Origin of the sequence: Halovenus halobia, assembly GCF_051414135.1 — an archaeon.
In the GTDB taxonomy this organism is placed as follows: domain Archaea; phylum Halobacteriota; class Halobacteria; order Halobacteriales; family Haloarculaceae; genus Halovenus; species Halovenus halobia.
In genome coordinates this window covers 1-20,400 of the sequence record NZ_JBLKOA010000002.1, presented here as the reverse complement: position 1 = coordinate 20,400, position 20,400 = coordinate 1, and the positions used below count along the sequence as shown (strand labels likewise).

General features: G+C 61.7%; 16 protein-coding genes and 1 tRNA gene. 11 read left to right on the top strand and 6 right to left on the bottom strand.

All coding sequences use genetic code 11. From position 1 onward, the window contains the following. The first annotated feature begins 66 nt into the window (after positions 1 to 66). A complete protein-coding gene (locus tag ACMGFM_RS07060; RefSeq protein WP_436901762.1) occupies positions 67 to 3,102 on the top strand; it encodes an FAD-binding and (Fe-S)-binding domain-containing protein in 3,036 nt (1,011 codons plus the stop codon). Here the strand turns inward: ACMGFM_RS07060 and ACMGFM_RS07055 are convergent. Then, on the bottom strand, positions 3,099 to 4,049 hold the full coding sequence (locus ACMGFM_RS07055; RefSeq protein WP_436901761.1) for a D-2-hydroxyacid dehydrogenase: 951 nt from the start codon (positions 4,047 to 4,049) through the stop codon (positions 3,099 to 3,101). The two genes, ACMGFM_RS07060 and ACMGFM_RS07055, sit on opposite strands and share 4 nt — an antisense overlap. A gap of 106 nt (positions 4,050 to 4,155) precedes the next feature. Between ACMGFM_RS07055 and mfnA the strand changes: the two genes are divergently transcribed. After that, entirely contained in the window at positions 4,156 to 5,214 is a 1,059-nt protein-coding gene (mfnA, locus tag ACMGFM_RS07050; protein WP_436901760.1) for a tyrosine decarboxylase MfnA, read from the top strand. Between the two features lie 41 nt (positions 5,215 to 5,255). Here mfnA and ACMGFM_RS07045 read toward each other — a convergent pair whose 3' ends face one another. The 3 genes from ACMGFM_RS07045 to ACMGFM_RS07035 are packed head-to-tail and all read right to left on the bottom strand — an operon-like array spanning position 5,256 to position 7,829. Further along, positions 5,256 to 5,912 (bottom strand): DUF7504 family protein, encoded by a 657-nt coding sequence (locus ACMGFM_RS07045; RefSeq protein WP_436901759.1) that lies wholly within the window; start codon positions 5,910 to 5,912, stop codon positions 5,256 to 5,258. Next, positions 5,909 to 6,775, bottom strand: a complete 867-nt coding sequence (locus ACMGFM_RS07040; RefSeq protein WP_436901758.1) for a GAF domain-containing protein — start codon at positions 6,773 to 6,775, stop codon at positions 5,909 to 5,911. The genes ACMGFM_RS07045 and ACMGFM_RS07040 overlap by 4 nt, the downstream gene beginning before the upstream one ends. A 40-nt stretch (positions 6,776 to 6,815) precedes the next feature. Next, complete coding sequence (locus ACMGFM_RS07035; protein ID WP_436901757.1) at positions 6,816 to 7,829, bottom strand: class I SAM-dependent methyltransferase; 1,014 nt, start codon at positions 7,827 to 7,829, stop codon at positions 6,816 to 6,818. A 268-nt stretch (positions 7,830 to 8,097) separates the two neighbouring features. On the opposite strand from ACMGFM_RS07035, the gene ACMGFM_RS07030 reads away from it, so the two are divergent. The 5 genes from ACMGFM_RS07030 (at position 8,098) to ACMGFM_RS07010 (ending at position 13,682) form a co-directional block, all read left to right on the top strand. After that, positions 8,098 to 9,261, top strand: coding sequence for a CaiB/BaiF CoA transferase family protein (locus ACMGFM_RS07030; RefSeq protein WP_436901756.1), 1,164 nt, complete (start codon positions 8,098 to 8,100; stop codon positions 9,259 to 9,261). A 249-nt stretch (positions 9,262 to 9,510) separates the two neighbouring features. Then, positions 9,511 to 10,626, top strand: a complete 1,116-nt coding sequence (locus ACMGFM_RS07025; RefSeq protein WP_436901755.1) for an AI-2E family transporter — start codon at positions 9,511 to 9,513, stop codon at positions 10,624 to 10,626. 100 nt (positions 10,627 to 10,726) lie between these two features. Further along, positions 10,727 to 11,095 (top strand): ArsR/SmtB family transcription factor, encoded by a 369-nt coding sequence (locus ACMGFM_RS07020; protein ID WP_436901754.1) that lies wholly within the window; start codon positions 10,727 to 10,729, stop codon positions 11,093 to 11,095. A 97-nt stretch (positions 11,096 to 11,192) separates the two neighbouring features. Then, positions 11,193 to 12,149 carry a sensor histidine kinase gene (locus ACMGFM_RS07015; RefSeq protein WP_436901753.1) on the top strand — a complete coding sequence of 319 codons (957 nt, stop codon included), beginning with the start codon at positions 11,193 to 11,195 and terminating at the stop codon, positions 12,147 to 12,149. Between the two features lie 3 nt (positions 12,150 to 12,152). Continuing rightward, the gene (locus tag ACMGFM_RS07010) at positions 12,153 to 13,682 is read left to right on the top strand and encodes a bacterio-opsin activator domain-containing protein (protein ID WP_436901752.1); all 1,530 of its coding nucleotides are present in this window, start codon (positions 12,153 to 12,155) and stop codon (positions 13,680 to 13,682) included. Here ACMGFM_RS07010 and ACMGFM_RS07005 read toward each other — a convergent pair. Next, on the bottom strand, positions 13,679 to 14,260 hold the full coding sequence (locus tag ACMGFM_RS07005; RefSeq protein ID WP_436901751.1) for a response regulator: 582 nt from the start codon (positions 14,258 to 14,260) through the stop codon (positions 13,679 to 13,681). The two genes, ACMGFM_RS07010 and ACMGFM_RS07005, sit on opposite strands and share 4 nt — an antisense overlap. A gap of 115 nt (positions 14,261 to 14,375) precedes the next feature. Here ACMGFM_RS07005 and aglF point away from each other — a divergent pair, with 115 nt between their 5' ends. Then, positions 14,376 to 15,137, top strand: a complete 762-nt coding sequence (aglF, locus tag ACMGFM_RS07000) for a UTP--glucose-1-phosphate uridylyltransferase AglF (protein WP_436901750.1) — start codon at positions 14,376 to 14,378, stop codon at positions 15,135 to 15,137. Between the two features lie 21 nt (positions 15,138 to 15,158). Then, a complete protein-coding gene (locus ACMGFM_RS06995; RefSeq protein ID WP_436901749.1) occupies positions 15,159 to 16,679 on the top strand; it encodes a glutamate-cysteine ligase family protein in 1,521 nt (506 codons plus the stop codon). On the opposite strand, the gene ACMGFM_RS06990 is transcribed toward ACMGFM_RS06995, so the two are convergent. Then, the gene (locus ACMGFM_RS06990) at positions 16,674 to 17,942 is read right to left on the bottom strand and encodes a YncE family protein (protein ID WP_436901748.1); all 1,269 of its coding nucleotides are present in this window, start codon (positions 17,940 to 17,942) and stop codon (positions 16,674 to 16,676) included. The two genes, ACMGFM_RS06995 and ACMGFM_RS06990, sit on opposite strands and share 6 nt — an antisense overlap. 162 nt (positions 17,943 to 18,104) lie before the next feature. On the opposite strand from ACMGFM_RS06990, the gene ACMGFM_RS06985 reads away from it, so the two are divergent. Together ACMGFM_RS06985 and ACMGFM_RS06980 are read left to right on the top strand one after the other, a co-directional pair. Further along, the gene (locus ACMGFM_RS06985) at positions 18,105 to 19,580 is read left to right on the top strand and encodes an aldehyde dehydrogenase family protein (RefSeq protein ID WP_436901747.1); all 1,476 of its coding nucleotides are present in this window, start codon (positions 18,105 to 18,107) and stop codon (positions 19,578 to 19,580) included. 131 nt (positions 19,581 to 19,711) lie between these two features. Further along, positions 19,712 to 19,782: transfer RNA gene (locus ACMGFM_RS06980), tRNA-Gly, on the top strand. Positions 19,783 to 20,400: the final 618 nt, after the last annotated feature.

Below are 20,400 nucleotides of genomic sequence, written 5' to 3'. Positions count from 1 at the left end.
GGGGACTTGTACTCCCCCGTATCCACGGGCCCCAGCCTTTTCAGTTTCAGCCGTGGTAGACGAGATATGGCACGGAGCGATCCGGGTGGCTGGAATACGTCTGTAACCGCCCTCGACACCGAACGACCGGACGTCCCCGAGTATCGCGGATTCGCCACGATGCTCCGGGACAGAGTCGAGGGTGACGTGCAATTCGACGAATACACACAGATTCTCTACGCGACCGACGGGAGCATCTATCAGGCCCGGCCGGCGGGTGTCGTCCTCCCGAAGACTGTCGAGGACGTACAGGCGACTGTCCAGACGGCAGCCGAGTACGACGTTCCGATCCTGCCGCGTGGGACGGGTTCGTCACTCGCCGGGCAGGCGGTCGGACCGGGCTGTGTCGTGCTGGATTTCACGAAGTACATGGACGACACCGTCGAGGTCGACCCCGACACACAGCGAGCGACCGTCCAGCCGGGGAAGGTACAGGACCACCTCGACAACGAACTCGCCGACCACGGGCTGAAGTTCGCCCCCGACCCTGCCTCCTCGAACCGCGCGACGGTCGTCGGGGGCATCGGCAACAACTCTACGGGCGCGCACTCGGTCCGGTACGGCATCACCGACGCTTACACCGAGGAGCTGAACGTCGTCCTCGCCAACGGCGACCTGATTCACACCCGCGAGGTCGTCCTCGATTCCGAGGAGTACGAGGAGATCATCGCTCAGGACACTCTAGAGGCGACCATCTACGAGACCGTCCGCGCGCTCGTCGAGGACAACCAATCCGAAATCGACGACAAGTACCCTTCGCTCAAGCGCTCTGTCTCGGGCTACAACCTCCACAAGGTTGTCTACGAGAACGACGACGGCGAGGAAGTGATCAATCTCTCGAAACTGTTCGTCGGCGCAGAGGGGACGCTCGGCGTCATCGTCGAGGCGACGGTGTCGCTGGTCACCAAACCCGACGAGACCGCCCTCGCCCTGTATTGCTTCGACGACCTGATCGACGCGCTGAAGGCCGTTCCAGAAGCACTCGAATATCCGGTCAGCGCCGTCGAGTTGATGGACGACGAAGTGTTCAGGCTGGCTGCCGAATCCGAGGGCTATTCGGAGTACGTCGAGCCGATTCCGGAGGAGTGCGCGGCCGCGCTGATGCTCGAATGGGACAGCGAACTCGTCGGCCCCGACGACGGAACCCAGCGTGAGGCCTTCGAGTCAGCCATCGCCGACACGAACGCCCATTTCGTCGACGAGGGCACCGCCTTCGACGTCATCGAAGCCTACACACAGGAAGACCAGGACGACCTCTGGAAACTCCGGAAGGCGGCGATTCCGTTGCTGATGAGTCTGCAGGGCGACCCGAAGCCGTACCCGTTCATCGAGGACGCGACCGTCCCGCCGGCGGAACTCGCAGAGTACGTCCAGCAGTTCGAGGACATCCTGACCGACCACGACACCTCCGCCGCGTACTTCGCCCACGCCGGGTCGGGGACGCTTCACATCCGGCCGATTCTCAATCTCAAGACGGACGACGATATCCAGAAGATGCACTCGATTACCGACGACGTGACCGACCTGGTGCTCGAACACCACGGCGCGTTCTCCGGCGAACACGGCGACGGGATGGCCCGGACCGAGTTCACGCCGAAGATGTACGGCGACGACCTCTGGGAAGCGTTCAAGGAACTGAAAACGACGTTCGACCCCGACTGGCAGATGCACCCCGGCAACGTCGTCTACCGCGAGGGCCCCGACGACATCGGGCCGGACAGCGAGCGCGGCGTCGGCGCGGACAACCGCGAGAACCTGCGCTACGGCGCGGCCTACCAGTCGCTGGAACCGACGACCGAACTCGACTTCGCCGAGGAGGGTGGCTTCTCGCACCTCGTCGAACTCTGTAACGGCTGCGGGACCTGCCGCCAGACCGAATCCGACGTGATGTGTCCGACCTACCGCGCCTCCGGCGAGGAGATTCAGGCCACCCGCGGCCGGGCGAATATGCTCCGGGCGGCCATCAGCGGCGAACTCGACGACGAGGAGATTCACTCAGACCGATTCCAGAGCGAAGTGCTCGACCTCTGTGTCGGCTGTAAGGGTTGTAAGAGCGACTGCCCGACCGGCGTCGACCTGGCGAAACTGAAAGCCGAGGTGAAACACGAACACCACCAGGAGGACGGCTCCAGCCTGCGCTCGAAACTGTTCGGTAACATCGACCAGGCCGCGACGCTCGGCAGCAAACTCGCGCCACTCTCGAACATCGCGCCGAAGCTTCCGGGTGCGCGCGTCGTCATGGAGAAGACGCTGGGCATCGCCCGGGACCGCGAACTGCCGACGTTCAAACGACAGAGCTTCGAGGAGTGGTTCGAGGCCCGCGGCGATTCGGCTGTCCCCCTGGCCCAGGCTGACGGCAAAGTCCTGCTGTTCCCCGATACGTTCACCAACTACAGCTACCTCGAGCCCGGGAAGGCCGCAGTCGAGGTGCTCGAATCCGCCAATATCCACGTCGACGTCCCGACCAATCTGGCACCGTCCGGCCGGGCCGCCTTCTCGATGGGCTACCTGGACAAGGCCACATCCCACGCTCGGGAGAACGTCGACAAACTCGCGGCTCGGGTCGACGACGGCTGGTCTGTTGTCTTCGTCGAACCCTCTGACGCGGTGATGTTCCAGGACGAGTATCTGGACCTGCTCGATGGCACCGACGTCCAGAAGGTTTCGGCGGCCGCCTACGGCGTGCTCGAATACCTCGACAACACGCGGTTGGACGAGCACATCGAGTTCGACGCGCCGAGCGAGGAACTGACCTACCACGGTCACTGCAACCAGAAGGCGACGAACAAGGACCACCACGCCGTCGGCGTGCTCCGGCGGGCCGGCTACGCGGTCGACCCGCTCGATTCCTCCTGCTGTGGCATGGCCGGTTCCTTCGGCTACGAGCAAGAGCACTACGACCTCTCGAAGTCCATCGGCCAGATTCTCTTCGACCAGGTCGAAGACAGCAGTGGCGAGACGGTGACCGCGCCCGGCGCGTCCTGTCGCTCACAACTCGGCGACCGGCCCGGCAAATCGACGCCACCGCATCCAATCGAGAAAGTTGCCGACGCGCTCGATTAGACGACCCGATTTTCGAGTTCGTCGACACCGTTTCGGAGCCGTTCGACGTTCTCTGCGAGGATTTCCCCACAGCGCTCGAAGTATGCCGGGGTGTCGCCGGCGTTGTGTGGCGTGATGACGACGTTGCCCATCCCCCATAGCGGGTGGTCCTCCGGGAGTGGCTCGGGGTCGGTCACGTCGAGGACTGCCCCGCCGAGATGATTGCGCTGCAGGGCTTCGAGCAGGGCGTCCGTTTCGACGACGGGACCGCGGGCGACGTTCACCAGCACCGCGTCGGCGGGCATTGTGAGCAAGACGTCCTCGCCAATCAGCCCGCGGGTAGTGTCGGTTAGCGGACAGGCCAGCACGACGTACTCGGCGTCGGCGACGGCCTCGTGAATCTGGTCGAAGCCATAGATTTCGTCGGCCGGACCGCCCTTCTCGGGTGTGTGGCGAACGCCGACGGTATCCATCCCGAAGGCGTCCAGTCGGTCGAGCACACCGGTTCCGATGGCGCCGAGACCAACGACGGCGGCTGTCGAGCCGTGCAGTTCCCGGGTCGGAAAACTGCGCCACTCCCGGCGTTCGGTTCGCTCGTACGCCAGCGGGAACCGCTGGGCCAGCATCGTCATTGCACCGACAACGTACTCGGCAATGTTCGTCACGTGCACGCCTGAGGCGTTCGTCACCGCCACGTCGTGCGCCTCGAACGCCGACAAGTCGAGATGTCCGGTCCCAGCGTAGACGCAGGCGAATAGTTCGAGTTCGTCGGCGCGGTCGAGCTGAGCTTCGGTGAGTTCCAGTCCGGTGACGATATCCGCTTCAGGGAGGCGGTCACGTTCTTCTGCTGGCGTGCGGGCGACACGAACCTCGCAGTCCGGCAGTTGCTCTTGGAGCGTCCGGCCGTACGCCTCGGCGTCGGTGCCGTGGATTTTCTGTCGAGTGACGAGAATCGTGGGGGTTTCCATGCGCCAGTAGACGCACAGCACCGACATATCAGTGGTGGGGAGCACGTGGTGTGCTGGCATGGGGGACGCATAACCTCTAAGGGAGTCGGAGTACTCTATCCCAGACATGCAGACGGTACAGCGCGCCGAACCACAGAATTTCGAGCGAGTCCTCACCTCGATGTGTACGGAACCGCACCCGAAGGCCCGGAAGGCGGCCGAGCGGTTCCTGGCGACCAATCCTGGTGACCCGGGGACCTACCAGACGGTTGCCGAACTCGAAGCGCAGGCGGTCGATATGCTGGGGGAGATTGCGGGACTTGCGGAGCCGTCTGGCTACATCACAAGCGGGGGGACGGAGGCAAACATTCAGGCGGTCAGAATCGCTCGCAACCACGGCGACAGCGACAACCCAAACGTCGTTGCGCCCGAGAGCGTCCACTTCAGCTTCCGAAAAGCCGCCGAACTGCTCGACGTCGAGTTACGGACTGCGCCGACAACCAACCACCGCGCCGACCTCGACGCGATGAACGAACTCGCCGACGAGGACACCGTCGGCATGGTCGGCGTGGCCGGGTCGACGGAGTACGGCACGGTGGACCCGATTCCGGCAATTGCCGAGTTGGCGGAGGATATCGGCGCGGTCTGTCACGTCGACGCGGCGTGGGGTGGATTCTATCTGCCGTTCGCTGACTACGACTGGAACTTCGAGCATGCGGCCATCGACACGCTGACAATCGACCCACACAAAGGCGGTCAGGCTGCCGTTCCCGCTGGCGGGTTGCTCGCTCGCTCACAGGAACTGTTCGATGACCTCGCTATCGACACGCCGTATCTCGAATCGACCTCGCAGATCACGTTGACCGGCACTCGAAGCGGGGCAGGCGTTGCCAGCGCCGTCGCGGCGATGGAGACGCTCTGGCCGGGTGGCTACCGCGAGCAGTACGAGCGTGCGATGGACAACGCCGAGTGGCTTGCCGACGCGCTGGCCGACCGCGGTCACGAGGTCTTCGGGCCGGAACTCCCGCTCGTGACTGCTGACCTGTCGGTTCCGATGACCGACGAACTCCGGGACCGTGGCTGGCGAGTCTCGAAAACAGGTGCCGGCGAGATGCGCATCGTCTGTATGCCCCACGTCACGCGGTCGATGTTGCGTTCCTTCGTCGCGGATCTGGACTGGTACTAACACCCGGACGCGAACGTAGTGAGCGTTCAGTTTTTCGCTAATTAAGGGCTGAGGTCGACTGGCTGCCAGCCGTTGGGTTGGTCGACCAGCCCGTCTGTCCGCATCTGATAGCTGCCCTCGTGTTCCCGTACTTCGATCACACCGTCACAGACCGATCCGAGTGTGTATTCCACCTGTGGGTCGTGCATCGTCGGGTCGAGGACGAACGTCCCGAATCCGTCAGTCGCGTTGACCCGGCCGCCGAGTGAGTGCGTGAACCGAACGATAGTTGGGAGTTTCGTGTACAGCAACAGCAGCGACAGTGAGTCCACACAGGCCCTGATGCGGTCGATTCCGTCGTCAGCGAGCGCGCTGAACAGAATCGAGAAATTGATGCTGATGCCGGTGAGGTCGCTCGTACTGGAGACAGCTTTCATTCGCGCGTCCGTCTCCATCTTAATATCGCCTCGACCAGTCGCGTCAACGATTCCGACCCGGCTCAGGTCGAGGTCCGGATACGTTCCGGCCGCCTCCCGTGCAAGTGACCGTCCGCTCGTGTTTGTCGAGATGAGGACCGCTCCCTCCGTCCCCTCGTCGAGTTCGAGGGTGAGCCGTCGTGACAGCTTCGAGGCTGGCCGTCCGGGGCCGCTGACCAACACCGTGGTCCCGGGCCGGACCGGATTGAGCGGCAGGTCCGGGAACGTGTACTCCTCACTCATTCGGTCTCACCGTCGTCGAGTCCGATCAGGTCGCCCGCCAACGTGGCCAGTCGGCCGAGATACTCTCTGTCATCGGCGTCGAACGCTCGTGGCTCACTCCCGAATACCGACAGCACTGCAACCGCCTCGCCGGTCTGGTCACGGACAGTCGCACCGAGATACGCGACAATTCCGGCGTCTTGGACCGCGTCGATATCGCTGAACCGTGGGTCTGTCCGGGTGTCCTCGACACCGAGTACCTGCTCGTCGGCCACCAGCGCGTGCGTACTTAGCGACTGGTCACGAAACTCCGGGACGAGGTCAGGCCCAACAGTTGCAATTGCTTCGACATCGTCACGGCGGACGACGACCAGTGCGGCCGAGTCGACGCCGAAGTGGTCTGCTGCGAGCTGGACGACTCTCTCGAACGCCTCGATGTTTCCGCCTTCACGAAATCGCTCGACTGCGTCGAGCCGTTGCTGTTCGGTGTCCGGCACCGGATGTGACGCTTGAGTCTGCTCGATGCCAGTCTGCTCGATGAGCCCCCGCAACACCTCCTTGTCGTTGGCCGACTCCTTGGCGACAAAATCGACGATGACATCCTCGAAGGACTCCGTATCGACCGTTTCGGAGTGGGTGTAGAGAATACAGCCACAGCTTGGGTTGTGTTCGCGTGCGAGCGCAACGAGTTCGAGGCCCGTGCCGTCCGCGAACTCGTAGCCTGTGACCAGTACTGTCGGTGGCTCCGATTCGACCATCTCTGTGGCAGTGGCGACGGAATCGGCCGTCCGGACCTCAGCGTCGAACTCCTCGGCGACGAACGCCGCCAGTTCTGACCGTGTCGGCTCGTCACGGTCCACGACGAGCACTGCTATCGACTCCATACGTGAGCGATGTCCCGCTCACAGATATATGTAGGCGGAGTTATCTCACGACTGCGTCCGCAACGACGTGAGAGACTCCCTCGCTGTAGCCCTTGACAGTCCGAACCTCGACTGAGGATACCGTGCGCCCGGCCTGCTCGGCGGCGTCTTCGACTCGCCGTTGCGGGCGGTCGGGGACGAGTTCTGTCGGCGTGGCCTCGTGCATGTGGAGCGTTCCGCCCGATTCCAGCACCGTGAGCGCGCTGTCGAGGTAGTCGTGGGCGTCGTAGTGGCCCATCACAATTCGGTCGTAGCGCACCTCAGGGCTACTCTCCGCAATCACATCCCGACAGTCTGCACGGTAGGTCTCGACTGAATCCTGGACGCCGTTTCTGACGACGTTCTCGACGAGATAGGAGAAGGTACTCGAGGAGCGCTCGACGGCGGTCACGTGTGCGCCGGCCCGCGCCATCGGCAGCGTGAAGTAGCCGATACCAGCGAACATGTCGAGCACCTGCTCGTCCGGGCCAGTGACCGCACCCATCAGCGCGCGTTCGGCCTTGTTGCCCGGCGAAAACATGACCTCTCTCAGGTCCATCGCGTAGGTCGTTCCGTGCTCCGTGTGGACCGTCTCGGTGTCGCCCACCCCTGCAAGTACTTCGACTTCGGGCTCGCGGTGCTGTCCTGTGATTCCCTTGCGAGCCAACACCGTATCCGCGTTGCCGTGCATTTCGAGCAGGGCTTGGCCAACCTCGGCTGGTCGGGGGCTGTCGCCGATATCGACGAGGATGACCGTCCCGAGGACAGCCCACGACCCCGGCGCGCGGTCGAGTTCTGCCTCGCTCCAGCCAGCCGCCTGGAGGTGGTCACCGAGCGTCCGGACGCGGCGCTTTCCAGTCTCCTCGATGACTTCCTGTACTGGCGTTTCTTCTGGTGGTGCAGTCACCGGAATGGCCACCGTCTCGTCGCCACACTCGTAGACACTCCGGGAATCGTCGTAAATGCCTTCGACGCGCAGCGCCCCGATAGCGGCGTCCGCCCGAGGCTTCTCGACAATCACTGCCAGCTCGTCCATTACCACCGATTCGGTGACCTCTCGACTTATAGCATTCGTCAGCTTGCTCGTTCCTGACACTGCGAAACTATAATGTTCTTTCATTGCATATAGTTGGGTGGAGCCATGACTCCATCCAGAATCCGCGAACGACTCGCAGAGTCCGACGAGCGGATCGACCCTGCCACCTACGTCGAGGCGCTGCAGTACGTCCGCGACGACGGCCGGTGAGCGGTCCGCTGCTGTCGTGCCGGCGACTTTTAACATGCCCCTGCCCGTGAGTAGTGGTATGCAACTGGATTCGGTTCGCGTGCTGGACCTGAGCAGACTGCTGCCGGGGCCGTACGCCACCCAACTACTCGCTGACGCCGGAGCAGACGTAATCAAAGTCGAGGACACAGGGTCGGGCGATTACGCCCGGGCGATGCCGCCGTACACCGACGAGGGGTTTGGCGCGGTGTTCGACGCGGTCAACCGCGGGAAACGCGCCGTGGCCCTGGACCTGAAATCCGACGAGGGACAGGAGGCGCTGTATCGACTCACTGCAGAGGCTGATGTTGTACTCGAAACGTTCCGACCCGGTGTTGCTGACCGACTCGGTGTCGATTACGAGACTCTCAGCGAGCACAACGACGACCTGGTGTACTGTTCACTGACCGGCTATGGCCAGGGTGGCCCGCTGGCCAACGCGGTCGGCCACGACCTGAACTACGTCGGCCGCGCCGGGATGCTGGACCTCGTCCGTGAAGACGAAGACTCCAAGCCACAGATTCCGGGGTACACGGTCGCGGATATGGGTGGCGGACTGTTCGCCGCCTTCAGCATCGTTTCGGCGCTGCTGTCCCGTGAACTCGGTTCGGCCGGCGGCGAGTACATCGATGTCTCGATGACTGACGTTGTCCTCTCGTTCTCACAGGCGGTTGCACAGCCAGTGTTCGACGGCGACCAGCCCCGGCCTGGCGAGGGCGAACTCAATGGTGGCTATCCGTGGTACGACATCTACGAGACTGCAGACGGCAACTACGTCACCTTCGCCGCGCTGGAACCGCAGTTTTTCATGGCCTTTTGCGAGGCCATCGGCCGGGAGGACCTCACGAGCGCGCACATGAGTGAGGGGGCCGAACGAGAAGCGCTCAGGGAAGAACTGACCGAGATTTTCAAGTCTCGAACCCGCGACGAGTGGATGGAGTATCTCGACGGCGTCGAAGCCTCTGTCGAACCAGTCTATACACTCACCGAGGCACTCGAGGACGACCAGATTGCCTCCCGTGACCTGGTCTGGGACGAACGCCGGCCCAGAATTGGCTTCCCAGCACAGGGAAGCGACGTGCCCGAGGATAGCGGCCGACCGGTGCCGGAACAGGGCGAGCACACGGGCGAAATTCTCCGAGAGGTCGGCTACAGCGAGGCGGAACTCGAGGAACTGGCAGCGGCTGGCGCTATTCTCCGGTGAGCAGCGGCCACAATCTCGCCAGCAGATACGATAGAACCGAAAAGAAAGCGGCGGGGTGCCGCTTTCGACTGGGTGGGGCGGGGGCGACAGTCAGATGCCGCCACTAATTTCTCAGGGTCGACTGATTATAACCGTCACCAGTGGCTTTCTTCACGAGAAACGCGACACAAAATTTATAATGTGCCAAGAGTGCTTGGTTCGAGCAACGAATCGGTAGAATAAAACCCTGACCCGGACTATCTCGGCACGATGTTCGAGGACCGTGACCGACTCCGTCGACTGTTGATTGGCGCGGGAGTCGGTGGCCTGTTTCTGATTGTCGGCTACACGGTGCTGGTGTTCGCTGCCGTCCTCGTCTTTACCATCTTTTTGTACTACGCGATTCGTCCGATATTCCGGTTTCTGGCCCGCTTTGGACTCGGCCGACGAATCCGGGCGACGCTTTCAATTGCGCTCTTTGGACTGCCGTTCATTGCGCTGATTGGCTACACGCTCGTTGTACTCGTTGTCCAGATTCAGGAACTGTTGACCAACCGCGGCGTGTTTGCGTCCGACGCGAGCCGGTTTCTCTCCCAGTTGAACACCGGTACGCTGGCGACCGATTCCCTCGAAGCAATCGCTGTCGACGGCTCACAGACCGACATCCGAGCGTTCGCCGGCCAGCTGTTCGACGTCGTCGGACTGGCCGGCAGCGCCTTCGTCCAGTTGCTGCTTGTCATTGCCGGTACGTACTACCTGCTGGTCGATGGGCCACGACTGTCCCGGTGGTTTTTCGACACCTACGACGATACGGGCATTGTCAGTCGCTACGCTGAGTCAGTCGACGCTGAACTCTCTCTGGCACTGTTTGGCAACGTTGTCAACGTGTTCATCACGGCTGCCATCTCGCTCGTGACGTTTTACACGTACAATCTCTTCGCGCCGACTGCGGCGACTGTCCCGTTCCCGGCACTGCTCGCTGCCCTCGCCGGAATTGGGAGTCTGATTCCTGTTGTCGGTATCAAAATCGTCTACATCCCGCTATGTCTGGCGCTCGCGGCCAACGCCTGGGTCATCAACAAACTTGAGTTACTCGTCCCGATTGCTGCCCTCGCCCTCGTCAGCGCCGTAATTGTCGATTTCATCCCCGACATCATCGTTCGGGCACAGGTCAGCAGCAGCGAAACGCACACCGGGTTGTTGCTTATCGCGTATATCCTCGGCCCGTCTGTGTTCGGCTTCTACGGCCTCTTTCTCGCGCCGATTCTCCTCGTCTGCACGACGAATGCCGTCCGAATCCTCCTTCCGTACGTCCTCTCTGGGGACAGACCAGATGTCCAGCGCACACTGACTGAATTCGACGGGCAGCAAGACGAGTCCGACTGACACCGCTGTGTCTGTATTACTAGATGGTATCTCAGGACGGGGTCTGGATAGCTAGCATATGTTTCCAGGGGTGGTGGGTCCGTTGGTTGTCATAGCGAAAATGTCCCAGACAGTACCCAAACCCAACGAGCAGTACTCCCCAGCAGACGAGCCGTCCGCCCAGGAACCAACTAACTCCGATGAGTTGCTCTCCTTGCTCGGTGACGAGTACGCACGCTCAATTCTGCAGACGATTGCCGAGACGCCCAGTTCTGGCCGAGACATTGTCGAGGAAACCGGGTTCTCGAAAGCCACGGTGTATCGCCGACTTGACCGACTCGAAGCGGCGGGACTGGTCGCTTCGGAGACGATGTTCGACCCTGACGGTCACCACCGCGAACGGTTTCGGTCGACAGTCGAGGGCGCAACCTGTGAGTTGCGTCCAGACGGAATCGAGATGACACTCCACCCGGTCGACGATGACCGGTAACTATCTATATTGCTAGAAACAATGGCTGGATATCAGGAGTGCCGGGCTGCACAGATATGAGCGACACAGCCGGTGACCGCAACAGCAACCCCCGAGCATGACAGCGAACGACCCGCCGTCGGTGCCACTCGAGCGGCTTCCAGACCCGACCTGTAGCTACATCTTCGAGAATAATACGGCGGTCGTTCGGGAGCACAACGACCGGTTTGGCGAGGTAAGCGACATCTCGGCTGGTGACCCACTCGTCGGCCTCTTCGAGAATCTCCAGGTTGTCGGAGACAAGCCCTCGTTCGACGAGACTGGCCAGTGCTGGGTGCGCAACCCGGTGAACGAGCGCCGGTGCCGGTATCTCGTCCGGATTATCGCACCCCAGGACGGTAACCCGGGCCATCTGCTCTTTACCGCTGTCTCCGAGGACGACCCGGAAGATGTCGGTGTCGACCGCGTGGCGAGTGTCATCAGCCACGACCTTCGCAACCCGCTTGACGTTGCTCGGGCACGGCTTCGTGCTGGACGTGAACTCGACTCTGCGGAGCATTTCGACCACGTCGAACAGGCCCACGACCGGATGGAACGGATCATTCAGGATGTGTTGACGCTCGCCCGCGGTCAGGACGTGGTCAACCCCGAACAGCAAGTCGACCTTACTGCGGCTGTCAGGGAAGCCTGGCGGATGGTCGAAACCAGCGGCGCGTCACTCGACATTACCGGAGAGTTACCGACGGCGACCGCTGACCGTGACCGTGTCACTCGACTGTTCGAGAACCTCTTTCGAAATTCTGTGGAACACGGCTCGCCTGCTGACCGGACTGCTGAAATCACGATCACTGTCGAGCGCCTCCCGGACGGACTGGCAATCGAAGACGATGGCGTCGGGATTCCGTCGGCGGACCACGACCGTGTCTTCGAGCCCGGATTCACCTCCGAAGACCACGGAACAGGACTCGGACTGGCGATTGTCGCGCGGATTGCCGACCTCCACGGCTGGTCGGTCGAGGTGACCGACTCCGACGCGGGCGGTGCACGGTTCGAGATTACGGGGGTCGACGCGTGAGATATGCAGGACCGCTACGACTCGGCACCGCTCGGAATTGTTGAACTCACCAACGATGGCGTGGTCCGCGCGGCCAACGAGCGGGCAAAACAACTTCTCCAGGGCGAGGACTTCGTTGACCGACCAGTCTCGGCGGTCTTTCCCGAATCTATCGAGAACACCGTTCCGGCTGCGTTCGACCACTCGCCGCCCGAGCCTCGGGAGGTTGAGGAGTACTACCCAGCACTCGAGCGCTGGCTTGATATCTCAGTTGTCCCGTCAGCCGAGTCGGTCACCGTCTACCTGCAAGACGTCACTGACCGCCACCGTGACCAACAGCGAATCGAGCAACTCCGCGGCGATATCGACCGACTGACGATCACTAACACACTCATCTCGGATATTCTGGGCGAACTCGTCGACGCCTCGACCCGGACAGAAATTGCCAAGACGATCTGTGACCGACTCGGCGGGACCGACATTTACGAGTTCGCGTGGGTTGGCGAGCGCGACCCCGGCAGTGACAACCTCCAGATTCAGGCCTCGGCCGGCACGCCGGGTCGAACGTTCACGGCGCTCAGTGACAGCCTTGAAACCGGGACGAGGCTGCCCGAACAGCGTGCTATCGAAACGGCAGCGCCAGTCATCGTCCAACCGCTGGGCGGCGATGAGTCGGTCCCCGAGACGGTCCGTCGAGCAGCATTCGCCGACGGCCTCCAGTCACTGCTCGCGATTCCACTCACCTACGGCTCGAATGTCTACGGCGTCGTTGGCATCTACGCGCCCGAGCAGGACGCGTTCTCCGAGCGCGAGCGGGCGAGTTTCGAGACTGTCGGCGAGATGGCCGGGTTTGCGATCAATGCCAGCCGTCAGCGCAGCCTCATCAGGTCGGATAGCGTGGTCGAACTCACACTCGAACTCACCGACAGCGACGCACCGCTGGTCTCGGTGGCGACAACGACTGACAGTCGACTCATCCTCGACGGTGTCGTGGGCCAGAGCGGCGACCTGTACTGCTACCTTCGTGTCGAGGGCGAACCCGAGGCTGTGGTTGACGAACTCGAGACGATACCGGGAGCCAGAGACAGTCGTGTCCTCGGCGCTCACGACACCGGCGGGTCACTGGAGGTCGACCTGACTCCCGAGACGCCGCTTGGCATCCTCTCTGCCCAGGGTGTCACGATTACGTATGCAGAGTACGAGAACGGCCGCGGTGAAGCCACAATCGAACTGTCGCCGGAGACAGATGTCCGCCGGGTTGCGGGTGCCATCACCCAGGAATACGACGCCCAGGTGCTCGCCAAGCGCCGTCAGGAGCGAGAACTCACGACGCCGGAGGGGTTCCGCGACGCGCTCAGCGACCGACTCACAGACAAACAGGAGACCGCACTTCGGACGGCCTTCTTCGCGGATTACTTCGAGTCACCGCGAGGCTCTTCTGCCGAGGAAGTCGCCGAGACACTCGATATTACCGGGCCGACGCTGTTACACCATCTTCGAGCCAGTCAGCGAAAACTGCTTGCCGAGTTTTTCGAGACAACAGACCGGGATTAACGACCTTCTCGTTCGATATCCTCGAAGGTCTCGAAGAGGTCGTCGGCATCGTCGAGTAGCCGCTGTGCACGCTCGCGAAGCCGCTCGGTCTGGTCGACGATAGCCTCGTACTCCTCGTGGTTGGCGCGCTGGTCCTCTGGGAGCTCCGTCTCGATGACGCTGCGTTTCGAGGCGGCACTGAAATACTCGCCGAGCGTTTCGTAGCCAAGAATCTCACACTGCTGGGAGACAGCGTCGCGGATATCTTCGCGTTCGACCGGTTTGCAGAGATAATCGTCGAAGGGCATATCCAGCACGTCGAATCCCGGGTCGATTGCTGTGACCATAATCACACGGCCGGAAAACTCTCGCTCTGCGAGGCGGTCCAGCACCTCGTCACCGGACATCCCGGGCATGTGTCGGTCGAGCAGCACAATATCTACTGACTGTTCGTCGAGGACGTCGAGTGCCTGCTGTCCGTCGTAGACAGTCTCGATATCACAGAGCCCGCGTAGTCTGAGTGCGTAGGCGTCGGCAACTTCCTTCTCGTCGTCGACGAGAACCGCGGTGGGGAGGGTTTCACCCGCTGTGCTACTCATGAGCGTTCTTGCTCACAGGTTCGATAGCCACCGATATAATCTCTGCCATCTCCGTAGTATGACAGTTGACCCCGTATCCACAAAGTGTTTTAGCCGTCACCCAGTGATTTCCGGTATGAAAGCTGTCGTACTCGCCGCCGGGAAGGGAACCCGGCTGCAGCCGTTGACTGATGACAAACCCAAGGGGATGGTCGAGGTGGACGAGAAGCCTCTTCTCACCCACTGTTTCGAGCAGTTGCTAGAAATGGATGTCGACGAACTGCTCGTTGTCGTCGGCTACAAGAAAGAAGCCATCATCGAACACTACGGCGACGAGTTCGATGGCGTCCCGATCACCTACGCCCACCAGCGTGAACAGAATGGACTCGCACATGCACTGTTGACCGTCGAGGAACTCATCGACGACGACTTCGTGTTGATGCTCGGCGACAACATCTTCCGGGCGAATCTCGACGATGTGCTCTCTCGACAGCGCGAACAGCGTGCCGACGCCGCGTTTCTGGTCGAGGAGGTGCCCTACGAGGAGGCGAGTCGCTACGGTGTCTGTGACACCAACAAATACGGCGAAATCGTCAATGTCGTCGAGAAGCCCGACGACCCGCCGTCGAACCTCGTTATGACTGGGTTCTACACTTTCAGCCCCGAAATCTTCCACGCCTGCCATCTGGTCCAGCCAAGTGCCCGCGGCGAGTACGAGATTAGCGAGGCAATCGACCTGCTCATCCACTCCGGGCGAACGATCGACGCCATCCGGATGGACGGCTGGCGTATCGACGTCGGCTATCCCGAGGACCGCGACGAGGCCGAACGCCGACTGCAGGAGCTTGCAGAGAGTGATTCCGAGGCCGACGCAGACGAAGCCTCGACGGAGAGTTGAGATGGCCGCTGCAGGTGAGCCATGAGCGAGTCGGTCGACCTTGTCGAGCGCTCGCTCTCTAACGATACTGAAACGCAGTTTCTTGACCGAGTCAACCGACAGGCCGACCGACTCCGTGAGGCGCTTCGTAACGGCAGCCTCGACAACCCGGGCTTCGGCGTTGGACTGGAGATGGAAGTCTACGGCGTCGACCCAGATTGCCGGCTCGCAACCGTTCCGGACGCGAGTTACGAGGCCGGCGCGACGAAAGAACTAGGCGTGCACAACGCTGAAATCAACACTGACCCGGACCCGCTCACCGAGTCAGGACTGGAAACACAGGCCGAGCGCATTGCCACCCAGTTCGACGCGGCCGACGACGCCGCAGCGACAGGGGATTGCCAACTCGTCACCGACGCGATGTGGACGGTTCCACCCGAGGAGGGCAGCGAGGCATATCTCGGCGCAACCGAAACCCACGATGGCGTCGTCTTCGCGGAGAATATGCGGGCTGACCCACGGTACACCGCGCTGGACAACGAGACGCTTCGACTCACCGACGGCGCGATCCAGTTCGACGTGCCGGGTATCGACCGAACCTTCCCGTCGATTCTGTTCGAGTCCCTGGCAACCTCGATTCAGCCACACCTCCAGATTCCCACTGCAGAGCGCTTTCCCGAGTACTACAACGCGGCAATTCGGACGCTCGGGCCGGTGCTCGCGCTGTCGACGAACTCGCCGTTTCTGCCGCCGGACCTGTACAGTGAAGGCGCGGACCCGCAGGCGGTTCTCGACCAGACACACCACGAACTCCGTATTGCTGTCTTCGAGCAGTCGATGAACGTCACGTCGTCGCCGAAGGTCCGGGTTCCCCGCGATATCGACGAACCTGAAGATGTTGTCGACCGGATAGTCGAGGATGACCTGTTCGCGCCGTTCCTTCGAGAGTGGATTACCGACGAGCCCCGCGACTCCTTCGCCGAGGAGTTCTGGGAGTTTGCCTACAAGCGCTCGACGTACTGGCGGTGGCTGCGGTGTGTTATTGGTGGCGACCCCGTCGGTGACGGGGATGAGCGCTCACTGCGCATCGAGTACCGACCGATCCCGACGCAGCCAACACTCGAAGGCGTGGTTTCGATGCAGTGGCTCACCGTGGGGCTGATTCGTGGACTCGTCGAACGTGAGCACCCGCTGACTGACCTCTCCTGGGACCTCGCCGAGACGAGTTTCTACAACGCTGCCCGTGAGAGCCTGTCCGGCACGCTGCACTGGATGACGGCCGATGGCGAGCGGACGACTGACACCGACCTGCTGTTCGATGACCTGTTCGAGACTGCCCGCGCTGGCCTCGCGGCCGCCGGCGTCGGAGAGACTGCGATAGACGACCGACTCCAGCCGCTCGAACGACGCGTCGAGACTCGGACGACGCCGAGCAGCTGGAAGCGCGAGCGTGTTCGCGAACGGGTGCAGGCCGGCGACGACCTGTCGACAGCAATCACGGCGATGCAGCGTCAGTACGTCGAACAGAGTCGCTCGACCGACTCGTTTGCCGAGTGGCTATAGTTCGTGACCGCAGGCGCACTGTCCTATGCAGTAGGTTGTCTCGTACTCCCCAGCGAGTCTGTCGAGACTGGTTGCCGTGTCGCCGCGCGTACTGCGTATCCCCGCGGCCGTTGCACCGTATGGCTCCGGCCCGACATCGAGTCTATCGACAATTTCCCGCTTCTCGGCGTCGATGACTGCAACCTCGTTGTTGGTCTGGATTGGCACGTATAACTTCGACCGGCTCACGTCCCACGAGCCAACGAATGCGCTGCCGCCGAGGTCGAGACGGTCGTCGACGCTGTCTGCCTCCAGGTCGACCACAGTCACGTCTTCGCTCGACCGCGTGAAGACGTAACCGTACTCCGAGTTGGGGCCGATTTCACTCGTCAGTGGGCTGTGACCGAGTCCATCAGCCTGCGTGAGTCGGACGCGTTCGACCGGTCGTGCTGGCTCGCTGACGTCCCAGATACTCTCGGTGCCGCCGTCGCCGCCGTTGTTCTCGATCAACAGCGTCGTCCCGTCCCACGAGACTGTCCCCATCCACGGCTCTGTCGGCTCTCCGTCAGTCGGTTCAACCGGAACCTGTCGCTCGACCTCGAAGCGCTCGATATCGATAACAGTCAGCGTCTCCCCGAACAGGTCGGGAACGTAGGCGTACTCGCCGTCCGGGTGAATCGTCACGTCACAGGGTCCGGGACCGTCGTTATCTCCGCGGCCACCCTCCTCGCTGCGCTCCAGTTCAGCGACCACCTCGCCGAAGGTCTCCGACTCTGGGTTGGCGTCGAGTTTGAACTGGCGGTGTGCTGGCTCGCGTGCGCTGACGATGACGTGGTTGCCGTCCGGTGTCTGCTCCTGCCAGTTCGCGCCGGAGCCAGTTTCGATGTGGCGCTGTTGTTCGAGGCTCCCGACGCCGACTGCGCGAACGCCATCATCGACGTTGAGCCACAGCGGGTCAGTCCCATTTTCGATAAGTTGTGGCGTGAACTGATTCGATGGAAACGAGGCTGTCATTTTAATTGCTCGCGTGGCAACGACTTCGTCTCTCTCGCTGTCGATTACGCTCACAGTTCCGTCGCCGGTGTTGAAGACGTAGACCGTTGGCTTGCTGACGACTGTCTCTGTGCCGTCGTCGGTATCCTCGCCGTCGCCGCCAAGACAGCCAGCCGTTGCTGTTGCTCCGGCCGCGGCGGAGCCAGCGAGCAGGACTCGCCGAGAGACGGCCGGGCGTGGCTGCTCGCTGTCGGTCGCGTTCGGATAGATGGCTGGGTCCGAATTGTCCATTGACTACCCGTACGCGCGCTGGTAACTAAGTCTCCTGCCCCCGTGTTCGGACCACACATAGCCGCCACTCCGAGCTTACGATGGTAGCCCTGTCACCTTGCTTGTTAACGCGTGGTAATGAAATGACGAAGGCCTTTGAGCGTGCGGGCCGAACGTAGTGTGATGGCACCACAAGAGGTTCAATCCGACGCGCAGTGGGACACACTTTACATCGATGGCGAGTGGCGAGCGGCGGCCGGGGGGGAGACGATTCCTGTCGAGAATCCGGCGACACGCGAGCACTTCGCGGACGTACCGGCGGCGACAGTCGACGACGTTGACGAGGCTTACGAGGCCGCTGACCGCGCCCAGGACGACTGGGCGGCCCTCGACCGCGCAGAGCGACTCGAATACGTCGAGGCGATGCTGGGCCTCGTTCAGGAGAAGTACGCTGATATTGTCTCCCTCCTCGTCGAAGAGTCCGGTAGCAGCCAGAACAAGGCCGCCGCGGAGGTCGGCATCACGCTCGCAGACTTCGAGACTGCAATCGATGTCGAGCCACCGGAACCCGAACAGCGCGAGTCGGCCTTCCACAGCGATAAGACACACAACATCATTCAGGAACCTGTCGGAGTTGTCAGCGTCATTTCGCCGTGGAATTACCCCCTCCACCTGACGACGCGAGCGGTCGCGCCCGCGATTGCGCTGGGCAACACTGTCGTCGTCAAGCCCGCACCCGACACGCCGGTCACGGGTGGGCTACTGCTCGCCAAGATTGCCGACGAAGCGGGACTTCCAGACGGCGTGCTCAACGTTGTCACCGGCAACGACGAAGAGATCGGTGACCACGTCTCCGGGCACCCGACGCCGCGTGTCCTCTCGTTCACCGGGTCGACGGCAGTCGGCAAGCACGTTGCCGGACGGGCTGGTGAAAATCTCGCCTCGCCGACGCTCGAACTCGGCGGCAACGGTCCCTTCGTCGTTACCGAGGATGTCGATGTCGAGCAGGCCGCCCGAATGGGTGCGGTCGGTTCCTTCACTCACCAGGGACAGGTCTGCATCTCGATCAATCGCCACCTCGTCCACGAAGATGTCTACGACGAGTACGTCGAGCACCTCGTCGAGTTCGCCGAATCGCTCAGCGTCGGCAACCCGGCCGACCCCGGCAACGACCTCGGCCCGCTCATCAACGAGAGCCAGCGCGAACAGATGAGCAACTTCGTCGAGGAGACAATCGAGCAGGGTGCGACGCTGGAAACCGGCGGCGACGGTGAGGACCTGTTCTTCCAGCCGACCGTCCTCTCGGGCGCGACCAACGAGATGACCGCAGCCTGCAACGAGCACTTCGGTCCCGTTGCGCCGGTCGTCGAGATTTCCTCCGACGAGGAGGCTGTCGAGGTTGCCAACGACACCGAGTACGGACTCGCGGCGGCGGTCACCTGCAACGATGAGGACCGCGCCTACGGCCTCGCCTCCCAGATTGACGCCGGGATGGTCCACGTCAACGACCACCCGATTCAGGACGAACCGAACGCACCCTTTGGCGGCATGAAAGATTCCGGGATGGGCCGGTTCAACGGCGAATGGGTCGTCGAGAAACTGGTCGAGCCAAAGTGGATCTCCGTCCAGCACGAAGAGCGCGACTACGACCTGCTGTAGTCGGGGACAGCGCGGTGATTTCGTGAAGTCGGAAGCCTTTTATTGGTTTCCGGGTGTACAAAGTAATGCAGACAGAGCGCGCTGGTGGTGAGCAGACGAGATGTCTGCGAGGCTCAGCGTGAGCGAAGTGAGCGCTGGTGGTGTAGTGGTATCACAGGACCCTGCCACGGTCCTAACCCGAGTTCAAATCTCGGCCAGCGCACTACCACCTTTTTACTTCGGTGGGTTTCCTCGTGAGCCTTCGGCTCACGAGGAAACCCACCTCGCAAAAACGTGGGTGAAAAACACCTCGGCGCTCCCGGTGGTCGCGCCGAGTGAACCGCGCTCGTTGCACTCGCGCGGATGCTTGGAAACCTCGGAGCAGAATTAATTATCAATTCGGTGGTTCAAGGCCCACTGTTGACAAAGACTCGCTATAAACCACTCTTTCATACGAACCTTCACTGTCTGATATAGAAACTTTGACACGTGCCTTTACATTCTCATAATCTTGTTTGAGATCATTGATCGTGCCAATATCGAATATTCGGGGAATCACAAATACATTCGTTGGCTCATTAATTCCTATCTCAATTGGAGATCGACCGTGGTCATCTCCCAAGTCTTCATTTAGGATAACCAGTGGTTCCGCTCCGTATATCGACTCCTCTAAATCTCCAGTTTGCACGATCTTCTTGTCACTTCCCGTTGCTTCTCCATTATCGGTACTTCCCAATCGAGGGTTCGGAAGCCGAGTTGAATTGGTGTGAGCCGTTCAATCTTGGAACGGTAGCTCTGTGAATCGAAGCATCGGTCTGAACTGAACAGAGACAGCAATGAG

Coding starts and splice junctions, on each gene's coding strand:
- ACMGFM_RS07060 (WP_436901762.1), top strand. CDS start 67: ATGGCACGGAGCGATCCGGGTGGCTGGAATACGTCTGTAACCGCCCTC.
- ACMGFM_RS07055 (WP_436901761.1), bottom strand. CDS start 4,049: ATGGAAACCCCCACGATTCTCGTCACTCGACAGAAAATCCACGGCACC.
- mfnA (WP_436901760.1), top strand. CDS start 4,156: ATGCAGACGGTACAGCGCGCCGAACCACAGAATTTCGAGCGAGTCCTC.
- ACMGFM_RS07045 (WP_436901759.1), bottom strand. CDS start 5,912: ATGAGTGAGGAGTACACGTTCCCGGACCTGCCGCTCAATCCGGTCCGG.
- ACMGFM_RS07040 (WP_436901758.1), bottom strand. CDS start 6,775: ATGGAGTCGATAGCAGTGCTCGTCGTGGACCGTGACGAGCCGACACGG.
- ACMGFM_RS07035 (WP_436901757.1), bottom strand. CDS start 7,829: ATGGACGAGCTGGCAGTGATTGTCGAGAAGCCTCGGGCGGACGCCGCT.
- ACMGFM_RS07030 (WP_436901756.1), top strand. CDS start 8,098: ATGCAACTGGATTCGGTTCGCGTGCTGGACCTGAGCAGACTGCTGCCG.
- ACMGFM_RS07025 (WP_436901755.1), top strand. CDS start 9,511: ATGTTCGAGGACCGTGACCGACTCCGTCGACTGTTGATTGGCGCGGGA.
- ACMGFM_RS07020 (WP_436901754.1), top strand. CDS start 10,727: ATGTCCCAGACAGTACCCAAACCCAACGAGCAGTACTCCCCAGCAGAC.
- ACMGFM_RS07015 (WP_436901753.1), top strand. CDS start 11,193: ATGACAGCGAACGACCCGCCGTCGGTGCCACTCGAGCGGCTTCCAGAC.
- ACMGFM_RS07010 (WP_436901752.1), top strand. CDS start 12,153: ATGCAGGACCGCTACGACTCGGCACCGCTCGGAATTGTTGAACTCACC.
- ACMGFM_RS07005 (WP_436901751.1), bottom strand. CDS start 14,260: ATGAGTAGCACAGCGGGTGAAACCCTCCCCACCGCGGTTCTCGTCGAC.
- aglF (WP_436901750.1), top strand. CDS start 14,376: ATGAAAGCTGTCGTACTCGCCGCCGGGAAGGGAACCCGGCTGCAGCCG.
- ACMGFM_RS06995 (WP_436901749.1), top strand. CDS start 15,159: ATGAGCGAGTCGGTCGACCTTGTCGAGCGCTCGCTCTCTAACGATACT.
- ACMGFM_RS06990 (WP_436901748.1), bottom strand. CDS start 17,942: ATGGACAATTCGGACCCAGCCATCTATCCGAACGCGACCGACAGCGAG.
- ACMGFM_RS06985 (WP_436901747.1), top strand. CDS start 18,105: ATGGCACCACAAGAGGTTCAATCCGACGCGCAGTGGGACACACTTTAC.